The following is a 16747-nucleotide window of genomic DNA, read 5'->3' on the forward strand; positions in this document are numbered from 1 at the left end:
GCAATACCACTATGCGGGTGGAGTTAAAAATTCGTGTTTTATCAGGCGAATGAGTGGTATTCGGCAAATTGCTGCGCCGCCGCAGCTCACGCACACGAAACGTTCACCCAGCTAAATACCTGTCATGCATAGAATTACGTAACGCGCGTTACATCCGGGAAACTTCTCAGGCCTCCTGTAGCTCAGGCACGGCCGACTTTTGCGTGCGCCGCGATGACCACACGCTGCAAGGGTCACCTTCCACCGCTCGCTTGCGGGTGGCGACGCCAAGGCACGCGAAGCCCACGCCCATGGCAATGGCGACCAGATCGACACCCAGCGCCGCGTAATCGCCTTCGCCAACCGTGCGCACCATGCGATCGCCATGGATCACCACATCGAGCAGCCCGATAGCGATGCTCACGGCCGCCGTGGCCCACAGCAGTTCCACGGCGGCCCTGGCCGGCCGTCGCCAGAAGGTCCAGAGGATCGCGGCGGCGAAGCTGGCGAAGCAGACCGGTTGCACGATCGCCGTGGGCGATGCGCCCCACAGCGGCAGCAGCAGGTTGCCGAGGAAGGTCATCGAAATCGCGAAGCACGCGCCGATGCAGACGCCCACGGTGGCCGTGGCCATGGCGCGCACCTTCAACGGCTGGTCGGCCTGCCGGCGCTTGCGCCGGGTTTCGATGTACAGCAGGTTGCCCGAATAGAAGAGGAAGGCGCCGGCCAGGCCCAGGAGGAAGTAGAGCCAGCGCAGGGAGAAGTTGCCGAAGGTGCCGAAGTGCAGTCCGAAGATGGCCGAGTACGTGGCGTGGTTCGCATCGCGAACGCCGCTCAGTTGCATGTTCAACACGCGTCCGTCCACGGCATCGAGCGACACCGAACCGTATTCCCCAAGCGTCTTCTTCGACGTGCCGCGCACTTCCGCCGTGGCGCCTTGCCGGCCGTAATGCACGTAGCGCATGTAGTCGGGATCGAATGTCGCGGCGCCTGCCGCGAGTGCCGCCTGCCGCGCGCGCGCGCCCAGCTCGGCAGGCGAGAGCATCACCGCGCTTCCGCCCTTGTCCTTCGTTTCGGGAAGGGAACTTGTCATCCGCTCGAAGGCGCCCATGAGCTTGCCGTCGAACGCCACCGTGTTGAATGCGACAAGGGTTACCAGCGTCAGGCACAGCAGCGCACCGGTGATGGCGAAAACGATGTGGAACGGCAGGCTGAGGATGCCGATGACGTTGTGCGCGTCCTGCCACAGGCGCTTCAGGTTGTGCCCTGGGCGTAGCGCGAACAGTTCGCGCACGAGGTTGGGCAGGTGGATCAGCAGGCCGGTCAGTAGCGCCAGTCCGTAGATGATGCTGACGACGCCCATGAGGTAGATGCCGACGACGGGAATGCCGAGGTCGTAATGCAGTTCGTAGATGAAGTCCGCAAGGCCATGCTCATGGTCGTCGGAGTCCCGCGACGCCGCCTCGTCCAGCGACTGCGTCTTCCACGAGCCGTCCTTCTCCATCCAGTACGCGGCCACCTCGTGCGACGGATGGTCCGCGGGAAAGGTCACGCCCACCTGCTCGCGCGCGGCGGGATGCTTCGCCACGATGTCGTCGAGCATGGCGTGCGCGCGATCCATCGTGTCCGCGCGGGCCATCGTCGCCTGCGGAAGCGCCCAGGCGTCGATCTCTTCATGGAACATGGTCAACGCGCCCGCATAGAACGCGATGAAAAGAGCGAATCCAGCGAGGAGGCCGGTCCAGGTATGCACCGTGGTGAAGGTGCGGATCGTGGAAGCTTTCATCGTCAGAGCCCGGGCAACGTGTGCTTGGCGAGGAAGAGCGCGGCATACGCGCCGGCGTTGGCCGCCGCGAGCCATGCCCATGCGCGGGGGCCACTGCGGAAGAGGAAGGTCGCGGCCATGATGCCGATCCACACGGGGAAGAAGAGGACGAGCATCGGAATCACCACCGATTCGCTGTGCGGCCAGAGCCAGATGGCGAGCGACATCAGGGCCATGGACAGCGGCAGGCCGAGCAGCACCCCGGCGAACGTCTTGGCGAGCATCAGCGCGGCTTCCGTTCGGCGGCCGGTCGGAAGAACCAGGTGACGTACGGCAGGGCTACCGCGCCGAGCATCAGGGCGGTCAGGGTTGCGAAGATCCCGGGAAGCGAGGTCTCGCCGGCGATCCACAGGGCCAGCGCCAGAGCGGCGCATGCCCCGGCGGCGAACCTTGCCGGACGGCCGAGCGCTCGCGTCAGGAGCCGCTGATTGCGCGAGGAAAGGTAGGCGAGAGCCATGGCGGCGAAGGCCGCCACGCAGCCGAGGATATCCATGGGCATAGGCCGGGTGATGTACTGATTGATAATTATTATCATTTGGCGTCGACCGGTCAAACCGGAGGCGCCGGGCACTGCTCAAGTCGTGACCAACCCGGCCGTTAACTGAATAACGGTACCGGGTAAAACTTGCGTTAACCCATGCCGTTAAATTAGAATTAACACCCCATCGATTCATCGCCCTGCAACATCTCGTTGCGCGATGCGACAGGAAAAGCCGATAACCCGTTGATGTAGCAGCCATGTTGACCACCGCCCTCATTGCCACGACTTTCGTTGCCTTCGCCCTCGCGGCGATCTCGGTCCGGCGCATCCCTGAGGGTCAGGTCTACTCGGTCCGCCGCCTGGGTCGCGCTCCTGCTCTCCTTACCGCCGGCACCCATGTCGTGCTCCCCGTCATCGACCGGGTGGCGCACAAGATCGATCTAGGCGGTCAGGTGCTGCGCTTCGAGGGCGGCACCGTGTACTGGCAGGTGCTGGAGCCCGAAGTGGCCGACGAGGTCATCGACGAGGCGCCCGAACTGATCCGCACCAACGTCGTCGCCGCCTTGCGCGACGCGGCCACCGCCCACGCGGCCGACCGCCGCGCCGTGGGCACGCAGCTCAAGCACGCCGTGAACGGGTCGCTCCGCGCCCGCGGCATGCTCGTCACCCGCGTCGAACTCGACGCCGCCTGATTCGTTCGACCCTCGGACAACGCCATTGGCTGAATTGCCAATGGCGTCATTTCAATGCCGGTTGGTTCGCAGGATGACCTGCATGGTCTGCGCCGGCGTGGCCGGGCCCGTGGGCACCGCTTCCGCTTCGTCCTGACTCGCCATTCCCTCGCGCCGCGCCTTGCGTAGCTTCCAAGCCTCGAATTCCGCATCGCTCATGTCTGCGGATTTATAGATGACCTCGGCTGTGGCCGGTGCCGATTCGGGTGCCGCTACTTTCGCCTTCGGTCTGGTTGTCGAAGCGACGTGCCGGAGGGGTTTGCGTTCGGTCGGCCGCTTTTCTGCAGGCTTCGTTGCCGGTGCGGCAGCGACGGGCTTGGTCATGGTGGGGTCGGCGATGGCCGGCGGCGAGGGTGGCGACCTGCCCCACAGCCGAACGCCCATCGTCGCGACGACCGTCGACACGACGACGACAGCGAGCAGCGTGTACGCCGCCAGCTTTGACGACATGGGACGCGACACGACGTGCCGGGCGGGCTCGGTCGCGCGGGCGACATGATCGATTGGCGGCACGAGGCGGCCCCATGCTTCCGGCTCCGGCTCCGGCGCCGCGGGCCTGACCCAGGTCGCGTCCCTCAGCCGTGGCAGTTCCGCCCCCAGCATCCGTCGCACGGCTTCGCCGTCGATCAGCTCCAGGCGTCCGGCCTTGGCCGCCTTCCTTAGCGCTTCCGGTGTGAATTCACCGGTGGTGACGAGGATGGCGCGATCCGCCTCCTCCGCGTGGATCAGGCCACGCAGCTGCATCGCCGCGTTGTGGGGGACCTGCAGGACTTTCTCGTGCTTGCACTGCACGAGCACCTTTTCGCCGCGGCCTTTGAGGACAAGATCCACGCCGCCATCCGTGAGGCGCGTGCCCGATTGGGTGCCGCGCTCTTCCACCTCGTATCCCTGCAAGGTGTACCAGCGCCCCATGACCCGTTCGAACTCGCGCCAATGGATCCGGGCAAGTTCGTCGTCGTAGTGCTTTCCGGTCAGTTCGCGTCCCGGCGGCTTCTTCCAGCGACCCATCGTCGTTCCTTGTCGAGTGCGGCCCGATGATACGCCAGGCTGGCGGCGCGGCGCCCGGGCTTTCATACTTCTCACCCTTGCCCGACGCCACGCTAGCCGCATGACCACGCGCGAAGCCCTGCAAACCCAGCTCGAACGTGGCATCGCCACCCTCGGTACGTCGCTGCCCGACGGCGCGGTGGAGCGCCTGCTCGACTATCGCGAACTGCTCGAGCGTTGGAACTCGGCCTACAACCTCACCGCGATCCGCGACGACCGCGAGATGGTCGCCCGGCACCTCCTGGATTCGCTCGCCATCCTTCCTTACGTGCACGGACGCTCCCTGGCCGACCTCGGCACGGGGCCGGGGCTTCCCGGTATTCCGCTCGCTATCGCCGAACCCGCGCGCGAAGTGCTCATGGTGGATTCCAACGGCAAGAAGGTCCGCTTCCTGCGCGAGGCCATTCGCTCGCTGAAGCTCGGAAACGCCCGGGCCCTGCAAAGCCGCGTGGAAGAAGTGGAAGGCACCTTCGAATGCGTTACCGCGCGGGCCTTCGCCTCGCTTGCGGACATGCTCGGCTGGGGCGGTCACCTGCTGGCGCCCAACGGCGTTTGGCTGGCCATGAAGGGCAGACACCCGGCCGAGGAACTGGACGGCGTGCCGGAAGGTTTCCGTGTGGAAGCGATCCACGCCCTCACCGTGCCGGACGTGGAAGGCGAGCGGCACTTGGTGGTCATCCGCCGCGCTTGATCGTGCCCGCTGACCTCGCCGGCGCTCGGCCTCAGATAGTCCGTGTCGCAACAACCGGCGGCACGGTCGAGGCGCGCCGCGCCGGTACGAAAACGGCGAACTGGCCCAGGAGGAGTACCGTCGCCACGCCCAGCATTACCCACGGCACGGGAATGCGGTCCATCCCGAAGTCCCGCATGAGCCAGAAGTTGAGGGCCACCGCCAGTACGATGCCTGCCGTGGCGCCTCCGCTCGCGATGGCGAAGTTCTCCAGCTGGAAGTAACGCAGGATGTCGACCTTCCTTGCACCCAAGGCGCGCCGGATACCGATCTGCTTGCGCCGCTGGCCCACCCAGAAACTGGTGAGGCCCACAATGCCTGCGGCGGTCACACCGATCAGGATGATGGACACCGATCCCATCAGGATGGCCATACCCACGTCTCCCCGATAGGCATTGTTGCGGATCTGTTCGAACGACATCACCGCCGTTTGCTCGTCGAGCACTCGCATGGGATTGATGCCATAGAGCAATGACGGTATGGCCTTCATGACGGCATCCCTCCGTCCCGGCTTTGCGCGCACGGCATAACGGGAGAAGTTGCCGTTCTGGCGCGCGGGTATCACCACGACATTCCATGCGAACGTCTTTGCCCACACGGCGCCCTGCAGGCGGTCGACGACGCCGATCACCCTCGACGGCGTGGCGGTGCCGTCGACGTACAGGACCTGCCCCACCGCGTCCTTGCCCGGAAACAGCTTCTCCGCGATGGCCTTGGTGATCACGATCACTGCCGGCGGGCGATCCTCGCGCAGGGAGTAATGTTGCACTTCGCCGGCGTCGAAGTAGCGCCCGGCTACCAGTTTCAGTCCGAGCGCGGCGATTCCCTGCTCGTCGAAGAAGAAATAGCTGGTGCGCGTCGTGCCCGGGCTGGTGCCGTCGTACGAACCGTCGCCAGGGTTGATACCGACGGAACCGGCCCGCGACGAGGTAAACAGCGGCAACGAATTGGTGGACGTCACGGCTTGCACGTCCGGCATGTTTCGCAGGGCTGCCAGATCCTCTTTAAACATGGCGTCCAGCTTTTCGACGCCTTCGGGCAGATCGGCGTTGGGCGCGCCGACCCATTGCTGCGACACCAGCACCAGATCGTTTTCCTCCAGACCGGTGGGCTGGTTGATGCTGGCGAACCGCTGGCCGATGATGAAAAGGGCATTGCAGACGATGGCCAGGGTCAAGGCGATCTGCAATGCGATCAGCGTGACGCCCGCCTTGTGTTTGCGCAGCGCCGCGAGTATGGGATGAAGAGTCATGTCCTTGTCCTCAGTTCGACTTCAGCTGCAAGGCCGGTTGCAGGCGCGCGGCACGGAACGTCGGGTAGATGCCCGCCACCAGGGTGGAAGCGACGGCCATCGCGAGTGTCATCAACAACAACGGAAGGTCCACCGTCGCCAGTTCGGCGATATCTTTCGGCAGCACCAGCCCCATGCCCAGCGTACCCACGCCGGTAAGCACGAGGCCGAGCACTCCACCGGCCAGTCCGATCAGTCCGGCCTCGGTGAGGAACTGGGCGTAGATGGCGAAGCGTGCGGCGCCCAAGGCGCGCCGCACCACGATCTCTCCGCTTCGGCGCAGGAACTTCGCCAGCAAGAGGCCGGAGGTGTTGACCAGACACACGACCAGCAGGCCGAGCGCCACCAGCAGCGACACCTTGGTGTCCGACGGCACTACCTGCTGGCTGTCCAACCAGGCGGGAATATCGCGCAGGCGGTAGTTCGGCGCCCAATTGAACCGCCCCGCTTTCTGCTGCTCGCGCGCATAGTTCTCGAGATAACTCCGGTACGAGGTGACGGCCGCGGCGTCGTCCAGCTCCGCCATGTAGCCCACCCATACGCAGGACGAGCGTTGCAACCCGACGAAGCCGGGCTCTTTCGGAGGCTTGGCGCAGTTGGTGTTGCCGTCATTCGCCACGCCCGATTCGATGGCGCGCGTGAAGGGCAGGAACAGCTCGTCGGGCGCAACGGAGAATCCACCGGTGTTCTGTATGTCGTAGAAGCGGGGCTGCGGGTTCCAGTTGTCCAGCACGCCGACCACGCGATAGTTCTTGCCGTCGACGTCGATCGACCTGCCCACACTGTTCTCGCCGCCGAACAGCTTCTGGTTCAACTTGCTGCCGATCACTGCCACGGCGGAGCGTTGCCGATCGTCGTCGTCGCTCCAGGCGCCGCCGAACTTGAACGGCGCTTCCACCATGGGGAAGAACTCGGCATACACCGCGTGACCGCCGATATTGAACGGATGTTCGCCGGGCCGCGACGGCACGATCGAGGGATAGATGACGTAGATCGCCGATTGCAGCTTTGCCCGGTGGTCGCGCATGAACGCCATGGCATCGGTGTAGGTCAGCGCGTCCACCGGTTCGTTGTCGCGGTTACGTAGGGTGCTCGGCCCCCACGCATCGAGCTGCGGAACGAACAGCCGCGACGATTTCCAGGGAATCGGGTCGCCCGACACCGCGCGGAACACGGAGTAGGTGGTCATGGATGCGGCCACCCCGAAGCCGATCGCCAGAACCATGAGTGCCGTCAGTCCGCGACTGCGCTTCAGACTGCGCAAGGCCAGTTCAACGTAGTAACCAAGCATGATTGTCCCCTTGCGGACACGTGTCCGGCCAAGCTGCGGAGCAAGTGTCGTGCCATGCGCGCCGGGCCGGGAAAGTCCCTGCCGGAGCACCGTCGGGCCTCTGACCCCAGCGAAGGGGTTGTCCGCGGACACCACGGGCGGACGATGGCCGGACATCCGCTACCTCGCCGCGAGCGCCGCGGCGGGCATTTGCCTAGGGCGAGGCGCCCGGTCGATGCTAACCTAACGCCCTTTCAGCGCACGGCAGCTACCGATACCCCATGGCCCGCATCATCGCAGTCGCCAACCAGAAGGGCGGCGTCGGCAAGACCACCACCTCCGTGAACCTTGCCGCGGCCCTGGCCGCCGCGAAGCGGAAGGTGCTGCTCGTCGACTTCGATCCCCAAGGCAATGCCACCATGGCATCCGGCGTGGACAAGCACGAAGCCAAGCCGAATGGCTGCGAGGTGCTGCTCGACGAAGCCCAGATCGCCGACGTGCTGGTGCGGACGGAAGCGGGGTTCGACCTCCTGCCGGGCAACGGCGACCTCACCGCCGCGGAACTCAAGCTGATGGACGGCCTGGCCCGCGAGCAGCGCCTGAAGGAACAGCTGGCGAAGGTGGCCGACCGCTACGACACCATCCTGATCGACTGTCCCCCTTCGCTGCACCTGCTCACGCTGAACGCACTGACGGCAGCCGACGGGGTGCTGATTCCCGTCCAATGCGAATACTTCGCGCTGGAAGGCCTGTCGAGCCTGCTCGACACCATCGAGGCCGTGCGCCAGCGCTTGAACCCGCAGTTGGAAGTGGAAGGCCTGCTCCGCACCATGTACGACGTGCGCAATAACCTCGGCAACGAGGTCTCGGCCCAGCTGACCCAGCATTTCGGCGAGAAGGTGCTGCGTTCGATCATTCCGCGCAACGTGCGCCTGGCCGAGGCGCCTAGCCACGGACAGCCGATCCACCTCTACGACCGCGGTTCGCGCGGCGCCATCGCCTACATCGGTCTGGCCGGCGAGATCATCCGGCGCGAGCGGGCGATGAGCGGCGGCAGCGGCACCGAAACGGCGGACGCGACCGATCCCGGCGACGCAGCACAGGCGGCCCCAGGCGCCGCCCCGACGACCTTTTAAGGAGCATCCGTACCCATGGCAGCAGCGAAGAAACGTGGACTTGGCCGTGGCCTCGACGCCTTGCTCGGCGGCGGTGCGGGTCCCGCGGCCACACCCTCGGTCATCGAACAGGAGGGCGAGCTGCGCACGCTGCCGATCCACCAGATCCAGGCCGGCAAGTACCAGCCGCGTCGCCACTGGAACGACGAGGCATTGGACGAACTGGCTGCCTCGATCAAGGCCCAGGGCCTGATCCAGCCGGTGGTGGTCCGCGCCATCGGCAAGAACAGCTATGAGCTGATTGCCGGCGAGCGCCGCTGGCGCGCCGCGCAGCGCGCGTCGATGAGCGACATTCCGGCGCTGGTGAAAGACGTGCCCGAGCAGTCGGTGCTCGCCATGGCGCTCATCGAGAACATCCAGCGCCAGGAGTTGACGCCGCTGGAAGAAGCCCAGGCGCTGCAGCGCCTCATCGACGAGTTCGACCTGACCCACCAGCAGGCCGCCGATGCCGTCGGCCGCTCGCGCGCGGCGGTGTCCAACCTCCTTCGCCTGATGGAGCTTCCGCAGTCCATCAAGCAGTTGCTCGACGAGGCCAAGCTGGAAATGGGCCACGCCCGCGCACTGCTCACGCTGCCTTCGACAGTCGCCGAACCGCTGGCGCTCGAGGCCGCGCGCAACGGCTGGACGGTGCGCGAGCTGGAAGAAGCCGCGCGCAAGGCCCAGCTGGCGCCCAAGGGCAAGGCGAAGTCCGCCCCGATGGACCCGAACATCGCCAACCTCGAGCGCGAACTGGCCGAACGGTTCGCCACGCGGGTCGAAGTGGCGCACGGCCGCGGCGGCAAAGGCAAGCTGGTGATCCATTACCACAGCCTCGACGAGCTGGACGGCATTCTCAGCAAGGTCCGCTGAAGCGCGGCATCGCCTGTAAGAGAAACGCCATGGCGCCGGTCAAAGAGGGTGTGAATCCGAAGCAGCGCCAGTACGAAGCCATGGTGCGCGCCCTGTCGGCCGACCTCTACCGGTACGCCTTCTGGTTGTCGCGCTCCGAAGCCGTCGCCCAGGACCTGGTCCAGGAGACCTTCCTGCGCGCGTGGAAGAACCTGGACGCCCTGCGCGAGGTGGATGCGGCCAAGCCCTGGCTCATTACCATCCTCCGCCGCGAACACGCCCGCCTGTACGAGCGCAAACGGCTCGACCTGGTGGACCTTGACGACAACGTGGCCGAGGACGCCGCCTTTGCCAGCCCCGAGCGCAGCGGCGACGCCGCGCAGGTGCGCGAGGCGATGCTGAAGCTGCCCGACAAGTATCGCGATCCCCTCGCCATGCAGGTGCTGGGCGGCATGACGTGCGAGGAAATCGCCGAGAGCACCGGGCAGCAGCCCGGTGCCGTGATGACCCAGTTGTTCCGTGCCCGCCAGCGCCTGAAGGCCCTGCTCGGCGGGCGCGCCTCGGCCGAGGGGGGCCGGAAATGAACTGCCTCGACTTCCGCCGCCGCATCGGCGCCGAGCCGCGCTCGCGCGATCCCGAACTGCTCGCCCACCGCGACGCCTGCAAGGAAGGCTGCGCCGCCTTCTGGCAGCGTGCCCAGCGTTTCGAGGACGACCTCGAAGCCGCGCTGGCAGTGCCCGTGCCCGAAGGCCTCGCCGATCGCATCCTGCTTGCCCAGGCCACCGGCGAGCGCCGGCGGCAGGTGGGGCGCCGCCGTGCCTTCATGGCGCTGGCCGCCTCGCTGCTCATCGCCTTCACCGGCGCCGGCCTCTTCTGGCGTCAGGCCGATCTCCGGTCGCTGCCCGCGCTGGCCGTGGCGCACATGCCCGAAGAGATGGGCGCGCTGAACCTCACCCAGGCAATTACCGATGCGCAGGTGGAAGCCGGCTTCGTCGGCCGGGCCACCCGGCTCAAGGGGCCGGCGCCGGCCGGCGTCACCTATGTGCACGACTGCATGGTAGGTCCCTATCCGGCGGTGCACGTGGTCACCCGAATGAATGACGAGCCGGTCGTGGCGCTGTACATGCCGGGCAAGATGATCGACAAGGGCGCCGATTTCCATCGCGACGGCTGGGACGGCCGCGAGATTCCCTTGAGCGGCGGTACCCTGGTGGTGCTGGCCCAGGGGGCCAGCCGCAGCACCATGGCGGCCGTGGAGCGCGGCTGGCGCGCCGCCATCGAAGGCCCCGCGGCGCCGACCGTGGGCCAGATCTAGCCTGCCACCTTGTGGGAGCCGCTTCAGCGGCGATGGGTGCTCGCGGCAAGCATGCCCGCTGCCGCGGGATCGCCGGCACAGCCGGCTCCCACAGAGGGCCGGCGTCGCAGAGGCCGGTGTCCCCCGTCGGCCGCTTGGGCGATAATGCGGCCCGAATCCCGCTACCCCCGGAACCGCGATGACCGAACTCGCCGTGGTCGTGCCCGTCTTCAACGAGCGCGACAACATCCCGCCCCTCCTCGCCGAGATCGCCTCGGCCCTGCGCGGACGGATCGACTTCGAGATCATCTACGTCGACGACGACAGCACCGACGACAGCGTGGCCGTGCTCACGGCGGCCCGCGCGCAGTACCCGGAACTCCGCATCATCCGCCATATCACCCGCAGCGGTCAGAGCACCGCGGTATGGAATGGCGTGCGCGCGGCTCGCGCGCCATGGATCGCCACACTGGACGGCGACGGTCAGAACGACCCCGCCGATATTCCGAAGCTGCTGGCCGCGCGCGAAGGCGCCACATCGGAACTGAAGCTGTTCGCCGGGTGGCGCGTCACGCGCCGCGACAGTTTCAACAAACGCATTTCCTCGAAGATCGCGAACGCGGTGCGCTCGCGCATGTTGCGCGACGACACGCCCGACACGGGCTGCGGCCTCAAGCTGTTCGAGCGCGAGACGTTCCTGCGCCTGCCCTACTTCGACCACATGCACCGCTACCTGCCGGCGCTGGTGAAGCGTGCGGGTTTTGCCAGCCAGAGCGTGCCGGTGGGTCACCGCCCGCGCACGGCGGGCACGTCGAAGTACGGCATGCTCGACCGCCTCTGGGTCGGCCTGGCCGATCTGCGCGGCGTGGCGTGGCTGATGCGCCGCGCGAAGGTCACCCGCACCGAGGAAGTCTGATCCTCCTGCTGATTGTGTGGGAGCTTGGCTGCTCTGTGTGGGAGCCGGCTGTGCCGGCGATCCCGCGGCAGCGGGCACTCTTGCCGCGAGCACCCATCGCCGCTGAAGCGGCTCCCACAGAGAAGCCTGGTCGTCTCGTTAGCGTGACGCCCGCAGCCTGGGCTTCCACGCCTCCAGGGCCTGCGTCGTTCTCTCGCGCCCCAGTTCGATGAGTTCGCGCGCGCGGTAGAACTCGTACACCGTGGAGACGTTGCGGGGGATCTCGATCAGCAGGTCGGGCGGGTAGGCGGCGAGGCGGAGGCGCGAGAGATTGGCCTGCATGAGGTCCATCGACTGCGTCATCAACTCGAATGCGCCGGGATCGCGGATCTTCTGCTCCCCCTGCGGCAGCACCCGGCCGATAAGGCGGCCCAGCTTCGCGGCATAGCCCGTGTCGGCCACGGCGGCGACGTCCTTTTCCGGCGGCTTCTGCATTTCGGCGGCACCGTCCACGCTCACGGCCACCACGTAATCGGCGTCTTCGCGCATCAGCGGCAACACCGGGAGCGGATTCAGGAGGGCGCCGTCGACGAGCCGCCGGCCTTCATGCGTGTAAGGCCGGAACAGGGTGGGAATGGCGATGGACGCGCGAATGGCGTCGAACAAGGGTCCGCGCGTGAGCCAGACCTCGCGTTCCCTGTCGATGTCGGTGGCCACCGCGGTGTAGGCGAGTTCCAGTTCCTCGATGTTCACTTCGCCGATCAGCTCGCGCAGAGCGGCCATGATCCGGTCGCCCTTGATGAAGCCGCCACCGGAGAAGCTCCAGTCCACCAGCCGCAGCACGTCGAAGCGGGCCAGCGTGGACACCCAATCGCGGTAGATGTCGAGCTTGCCCATGGCGTAGATGCCGCCGATGAGCGCGCCCATCGAGGTGCCTGCCACGGCCACGACTTCATAGCCGTGCTCTTCGAGGGCCTCGATCGCGCCGATGTGGGCCAGCCCCTTTGCCGCGCCGGCACCCAGCGCGAGGGCAATGCGGGGCTTGCGCGACATCGCGTTCGCGATGGGAAGCGCGCCCGGATCGGCGATGTCGAAGTCGCTCACGAACCAGCCTTCAGTGGTGATTGCCGTTGGCCTGGTAGCCCGACAGCGCGAGCTGCAGGAGGATCTTCATTTCCTCGCGCAGCGGCAACGGCGAGACGATTTCCGCATCGGGCCCGTACTTCAAGACGTCCATCAGCAGTTCGCGCGAGTTCGAATAGGGCACCTTCAGCTCGTAACGGCCATCGGGAAGCCACTCGCCCTTCTGCTGCGAATGCCAGTGCTCGTCGGCGACCCAGCGCGCGGCGTGCGACGAGAAACGGATGGTGGCCCAGGCTTTCGGTTTGCCGGCAAAGATGCCGTAGCTGGAGGCCAGGAGATCGTTGAGCTCCGCTTCCTCGACGTCCTTCGCCTTTGCGTCCAGCGCCGTGGGATCGGCGATGCGATCCACCGCGAAGCTGCGCAGTGCCTCGCGGTCGTGGTCCCAGACGTCCAGGTACCAGTTGTCGCGGTAGTGCGTAAGCCGCTGCGGCGACACCGTGCGCTTGGTGTCGGAATTCGTGGTGCGCGCGCGGTAGCGAAAGCTGAGCTGACGGCGTTCGAGCACGGCGCCCGCGACGATGCGGAACACCTGCTGGTCCATCTTGCGAGCGCCCCAGGAAATGACCCGGATGCGGTCGACGGGCAGGGCCTTGCCGCTGCCGTGGTCGGACAGCAGGCGTTCGATGCGCGCTTTGAACGGCGCGAGCGCGCCGGCGAGCACGCCCGGATCGGAGCGCCCGATCAATTCGTTGAGGGCCATCAGCGCGGCCAGCTCGTCGCTGGTCAGCCACAGGCCGGGCAGTTCGAAACTGTCGCCTTCGCCCGCTTCGTAGCGGAACGAGGCCTGTTCGCCGGCGACGCTCTGCACCGGCGCGCCGAGCGCGTCGCGCAGGAATGCCACGTCGCGGTACAGCGTGGCCCGCGAACATTCCAGTTCGTCCATCAGGCGGGACAGCGGCACCGGATAATGGGCGGACTTCAGCAGGCGGTGCAGGGTGAGAATGCGCTCGTAGCGGTCCATGGGTGTCGCCGGCAGATGGAGCTTCGGTTGAGTGTGTCCGCGTGGGCGTGACGCCCGTATCTACGGCCCGAAGCATGGCGGCGGCAGGGCCGCTCCGCAAGGGAGGGTCCCAGGGAGGATCCCCAGGTTTGCGCCCGGCGTCGTAAGGCGCAAAAATGGTGCTTTGCGATTCGCCGAAGGCCTTCCCCGACCATGGCGGAACCGAACGATACCCCTTCCGTCGTCATGGACCATGGTCCGGCCGACGGCGCGGGGGCTGCCCACGACCTTTTTTCCATCCCGAGCGTGGTCGTCCAGACGGCCACCGCGACCGGCTACGGCCTGTGGATGGTGCTCGGTACCGCGCTTGCGCTCGGCACCTACCCCGACGGCCGCGGCGAAGTCCTCGTGCCCCTCAGCATCGGCCTGGTCTTTGTGGCATCCGGCCTCGTGGCCACGTGGCTGCGCCTGCCGTTCGCCGCCGACTGGCACGGATGGAATCCGGCCAAGCGGATGATGCCCACCGTCGAAGGCATGGTCGCGATGGTGAACTTCCTTCCGATGCTGGCCCTGGCGGGACTGGCCCGCGGCGGGAACGACTTCTGGGCGACCCGCCTCGCCGGCGCGGCGCTCATGCTGTGCAGCCTCGCCACCCTGATCCACACCGCTCGCGGCCTGTCCCGTGGCCTGTCCGTTGCGATGGCGTCGGTCGCGAATACGCTGCCCCTTGGCCGCGCCACCTGGGCGCTATTCGCCGGGGGGCTGTGGTTCTGGCTGTGCGTGGCGTTGCAGACGGACACCCCCATGGAGCCGTTCAATCCCTGGCGGCTGGCCCTGCTCGCCGTGGCGCTGGCGCTCGGCATCGTCGAGGGCATGCGCTGGCGGGCGCTGCGGCAGCTGGCGCAGGACCGGGGCATGAGCGGGCATCTGGCGGGGGGCCGCGGAGCGATGGCCCTCCTTGCCGGGCGCGTCGCGGTCGCCATGCTGTCGGTGGGCCTCCCCAGCTTGCTCCTCATTTCCCATCCAGGCGGCTCGGCCCAGGCCGTGGCCGCCGGTCTGGCCGCGTTAAGCTGTGTTGTCGGTCAATGCCTCGAGCAGAGGCTTTACGGTCGCGCATATGGACGGCTCGTCGCGGGCCAGGCATGACGATTTCCCTTCCACTTCCGGGTAGACGATGAAAAATCTCCTTATCGCCACGCTCGTCCTCGCCGCTCTGCCTTTCACGGCATCGGCCCAGGACGCCAACGCCAACACCACGGCCAACGCCAATTCGTCGGACGCCGCGCAGAACGGCGGCTGGACCGGCTCCGGCGAGTTCGGTTTCGCCTCCTCGCGCGGCAATTCGCGGTCCGAGAACGCCAACGCCAAGCTCGGTCTGAGCCAGGAAAACGAGGTCTGGAAGAACAACTTCTTCCTCAACGGCCTGCGTTCCAAGGGCGAGGTATCGGTCGAGGACGGCGAAGGCAACACCGTGGACAAGTTTAGCACCACCGCCAACCGTTATGACACCGGCGCGTCCGTGGGCTACAAGTTCGACCCGCGCAGCTACATCGTTACCGCTGCACGCTATGAGCACGACGACTTCGGCGCCAACCTGTGGCAGGGCATCATCTCGGTGGGCTACGGCTACATCGCGCTGAAGAACGAGCGTGCCGAGCTGTCCTTCGAAATCGGCCCCGGTTTCAAGCGCTACCAGCCGGCGAAATCGGAACGCGCCGCCTTGAATCCCGACGGCACGCCCATCTTCGACGCCAATGGCAACGCGGTGTCGGAAACGTACAAGCCCGATGCCGAAAGCGAAGTGGTCGGCCGCGGCCTGGTCAACGCAAAGTACCGCCTTACCGACAACACGGCGCTGGAAGACACGCTGCTGGTGGAAGCGGGCTCGAAGAACCAGTACTACCAGAACGACATCGGTCTTTCCGTCAGCATGACGAAGAAAATGGCGCTGAAGGTCGGCTACCAGATCCGCTACAACAGCGACACGCAGCCCGGCACGCAGAGCACCGACAAGCTGACGACGACGAACCTGGTCTATAACTTCTAACGACAGCCGTATTTGTGGGAGCCGCTTCAGCGGCGATCCCGCGGCAGCGGGCATGCTTGCCGCGAGCACCCATCGCCGCTGAAGCGGCTCCCACACAAAGCTCTCAGCGCTGCGGCTTCAGGAACTCCTCGGCCCCCTGCGCCAGCAACATCGCGGCCACTTCGTGACCCAGTGCCACTGGCGTGTCGCCCGTGGCGTCGGCCTGGGCGCGCAGCAGTTCGCCGGTTGCCGCGTTGCCCACCATGCCGTGCAGCGTCAGCCCGTATTCCGCCACCACGCACCACGCACCGATCGCCACCGCACAGCTGCCGCCGAGCTTTTCGTTCATGGCCCGCTCGGCCGCCACGGCCATCTGCGTTTCCGCATCGGTCAAGGCAGCCATGAGGTCGGCCACGCGGAGGTCGCCTTCGCGCGACTCGACCGCGATGGCTCCCTGCCCCGGTGCGGGCAGCCAGTCCGGGCTGGCCAGCCGGTGGCGGATACGTCCGCTCAAACCAAGGCGATCGACACCCGCGCAGGCAAGGATGATGGCCTCGTAGTGGCCTTCGTCGAGCTTGGCCAGCCGCGTGTTCACGTTGCCGCGGAGGTCGAGCAATTGCAGGTCGGGGCGCAGTGCCCGCAACTGGGCCTGCCGGCGCAGCGAGGACGTACCGACGCGGGCACCGTTGGGCAGCTCGGCCAGCGTCGCGTAGTCGTTGCTGATGAAGGCATCCGCCGCATCGGCGCGGGGCAGAATGGCCGACAGCACGAACCCCGGTTCGAGTTCCGCCGGCACGTCCTTCAGCGAATGCACCGCGATGTCCGCGCGATCCTCCAGCATGGCGACCTCGAGTTCCTTGAGGAACAAGCCCTTGCCGCCGATCGTCGCCAGCGAGCGGTCGAGGATCTCGTCGCCGCGCGTGGACAGCGGAACCAGCTCCACCGGCAGCCCGGGATGGGCCTGGCGTAGCAGGGCGGCCACGTGCTCCGCTTGCCAGAGGGCGAGCGCGCTTTTGCGGGTGGCGATGCGGAGCGGTGCGGTCATTGCTTTCCAGCCGGAGCGAAGCGGACGAAGGCGGAATTGTCCCGCAA

At 66.7% G+C, this 16747-nt stretch carries 18 protein-coding genes; 9 read left to right on the top strand and 9 right to left on the bottom strand.

Annotation, left to right across the window (positions count from 1 at the left end; genetic code table 11):
* Positions 1 to 166: 166 nt before the first annotated feature.
* The 3 genes from FHS47_RS15145 to FHS47_RS15155 are packed head-to-tail and all read right to left on the bottom strand — an operon-like array spanning position 167 to position 2297.
* Positions 167 to 1765: a PepSY-associated TM helix domain-containing protein gene (locus FHS47_RS15145; RefSeq protein WP_208382046.1), complete on the bottom strand. Its 1599-nt coding sequence runs from the start codon at positions 1763 to 1765 to the stop codon at positions 167 to 169.
* Positions 1766 to 1767: 2 nt separating this feature from the next.
* Positions 1768 to 2028 carry a hypothetical protein gene (locus FHS47_RS15150; RefSeq protein ID WP_167029662.1) on the bottom strand — a complete coding sequence of 87 codons (261 nt, stop codon included), beginning with the start codon at positions 2026 to 2028 and terminating at the stop codon, positions 1768 to 1770.
* On the bottom strand, positions 2028 to 2297 hold the full coding sequence (locus tag FHS47_RS15155) for a hypothetical protein (protein WP_167029665.1): 270 nt from the start codon (positions 2295 to 2297) through the stop codon (positions 2028 to 2030). The genes FHS47_RS15150 and FHS47_RS15155 overlap by 1 nt, the downstream gene beginning before the upstream one ends.
* Positions 2298 to 2542: 245 nt before the next feature.
* On the opposite strand from FHS47_RS15155, the gene FHS47_RS15160 reads away from it, so the two are divergent.
* Complete coding sequence (locus tag FHS47_RS15160; RefSeq protein WP_167029668.1) at positions 2543 to 2977, top strand: hypothetical protein; 435 nt, start codon at positions 2543 to 2545, stop codon at positions 2975 to 2977.
* A gap of 51 nt (positions 2978 to 3028) precedes the next feature.
* Here FHS47_RS15160 and FHS47_RS15165 read toward each other — a convergent pair whose 3' ends face one another.
* Positions 3029 to 4024 carry a restriction endonuclease gene (locus FHS47_RS15165; protein WP_167029671.1) on the bottom strand — a complete coding sequence of 332 codons (996 nt, stop codon included), beginning with the start codon at positions 4022 to 4024 and terminating at the stop codon, positions 3029 to 3031.
* Positions 4025 to 4124: 100 nt separating this feature from the next.
* Between FHS47_RS15165 and rsmG the strand changes: the two genes are divergently transcribed.
* A complete protein-coding gene (rsmG, locus tag FHS47_RS15170; protein WP_167029674.1) occupies positions 4125 to 4754 on the top strand; it encodes a 16S rRNA (guanine(527)-N(7))-methyltransferase RsmG in 630 nt (209 codons plus the stop codon).
* Between the two features lie 31 nt (positions 4755 to 4785).
* On the opposite strand, the gene FHS47_RS15175 is transcribed toward rsmG, so the two are convergent.
* Positions 4786 to 6045, bottom strand: a complete 1260-nt coding sequence (locus tag FHS47_RS15175) for an ABC transporter permease (RefSeq protein ID WP_167029677.1) — start codon at positions 6043 to 6045, stop codon at positions 4786 to 4788.
* Positions 6046 to 6055: 10 nt separating this feature from the next.
* Positions 6056 to 7375, bottom strand: a complete 1320-nt coding sequence (locus tag FHS47_RS15180) for an ABC transporter permease (RefSeq protein WP_167029680.1) — start codon at positions 7373 to 7375, stop codon at positions 6056 to 6058.
* Positions 7376 to 7635: 260 nt separating this feature from the next.
* On the opposite strand from FHS47_RS15180, the gene FHS47_RS15185 reads away from it, so the two are divergent.
* The 5 genes from FHS47_RS15185 (at position 7636) to FHS47_RS15205 (ending at position 11567) form a co-directional block, all read left to right on the top strand.
* Entirely contained in the window at positions 7636 to 8490 is an 855-nt protein-coding gene (locus FHS47_RS15185) for a ParA family protein (protein ID WP_208382047.1), read from the top strand.
* A gap of 15 nt (positions 8491 to 8505) precedes the next feature.
* On the top strand, positions 8506 to 9378 hold the full coding sequence (locus tag FHS47_RS15190) for a ParB/RepB/Spo0J family partition protein (protein ID WP_167029683.1): 873 nt from the start codon (positions 8506 to 8508) through the stop codon (positions 9376 to 9378).
* A 29-nt stretch (positions 9379 to 9407) separates the two neighbouring features.
* Complete coding sequence (locus FHS47_RS15195; protein WP_167029686.1) at positions 9408 to 9941, top strand: sigma-70 family RNA polymerase sigma factor; 534 nt, start codon at positions 9408 to 9410, stop codon at positions 9939 to 9941.
* Entirely contained in the window at positions 9938 to 10672 is a 735-nt protein-coding gene (locus tag FHS47_RS15200) for a DUF3379 family protein (RefSeq protein ID WP_167029689.1), read from the top strand. Before FHS47_RS15195 ends, FHS47_RS15200 begins: the two co-directional genes overlap by 4 nt.
* 178 nt (positions 10673 to 10850) lie before the next feature.
* A complete protein-coding gene (locus FHS47_RS15205) occupies positions 10851 to 11567 on the top strand; it encodes a glycosyltransferase (RefSeq protein WP_167029692.1) in 717 nt (238 codons plus the stop codon).
* A gap of 138 nt (positions 11568 to 11705) precedes the next feature.
* Here the strand turns inward: FHS47_RS15205 and FHS47_RS15210 are convergent, their stop codons facing one another.
* Together FHS47_RS15210 and FHS47_RS15215 are read right to left on the bottom strand one after the other, a co-directional pair.
* The gene (locus FHS47_RS15210) at positions 11706 to 12599 is read right to left on the bottom strand and encodes a patatin-like phospholipase family protein (protein ID WP_167030261.1); all 894 of its coding nucleotides are present in this window, start codon (positions 12597 to 12599) and stop codon (positions 11706 to 11708) included.
* A gap of 61 nt (positions 12600 to 12660) precedes the next feature.
* On the bottom strand, positions 12661 to 13650 hold the full coding sequence (locus tag FHS47_RS15215) for a YafY family protein (protein ID WP_167029695.1): 990 nt from the start codon (positions 13648 to 13650) through the stop codon (positions 12661 to 12663).
* A gap of 192 nt (positions 13651 to 13842) precedes the next feature.
* Here FHS47_RS15215 and FHS47_RS15220 point away from each other — a divergent pair, with 192 nt between their 5' ends.
* Positions 13843 to 14775 carry a hypothetical protein gene (locus FHS47_RS15220; protein ID WP_167029697.1) on the top strand — a complete coding sequence of 311 codons (933 nt, stop codon included), beginning with the start codon at positions 13843 to 13845 and terminating at the stop codon, positions 14773 to 14775.
* Between the two features lie 28 nt (positions 14776 to 14803).
* Positions 14804 to 15676: a DUF481 domain-containing protein gene (locus FHS47_RS15225; RefSeq protein ID WP_167029700.1), complete on the top strand. Its 873-nt coding sequence runs from the start codon at positions 14804 to 14806 to the stop codon at positions 15674 to 15676.
* 103 nt (positions 15677 to 15779) lie between these two features.
* On the opposite strand, the gene hemC is transcribed toward FHS47_RS15225, so the two are convergent.
* The gene (hemC, locus tag FHS47_RS15230) at positions 15780 to 16700 is read right to left on the bottom strand and encodes a hydroxymethylbilane synthase (RefSeq protein ID WP_167029703.1); all 921 of its coding nucleotides are present in this window, start codon (positions 16698 to 16700) and stop codon (positions 15780 to 15782) included.
* Between the last annotated feature and the right edge of the window lie 47 nt (positions 16701 to 16747).

The organism is Luteibacter sp. SG786 (assembly GCF_011759605.1).
In the GTDB taxonomy this organism is placed as follows: domain Bacteria; phylum Pseudomonadota; class Gammaproteobacteria; order Xanthomonadales; family Rhodanobacteraceae; genus Luteibacter.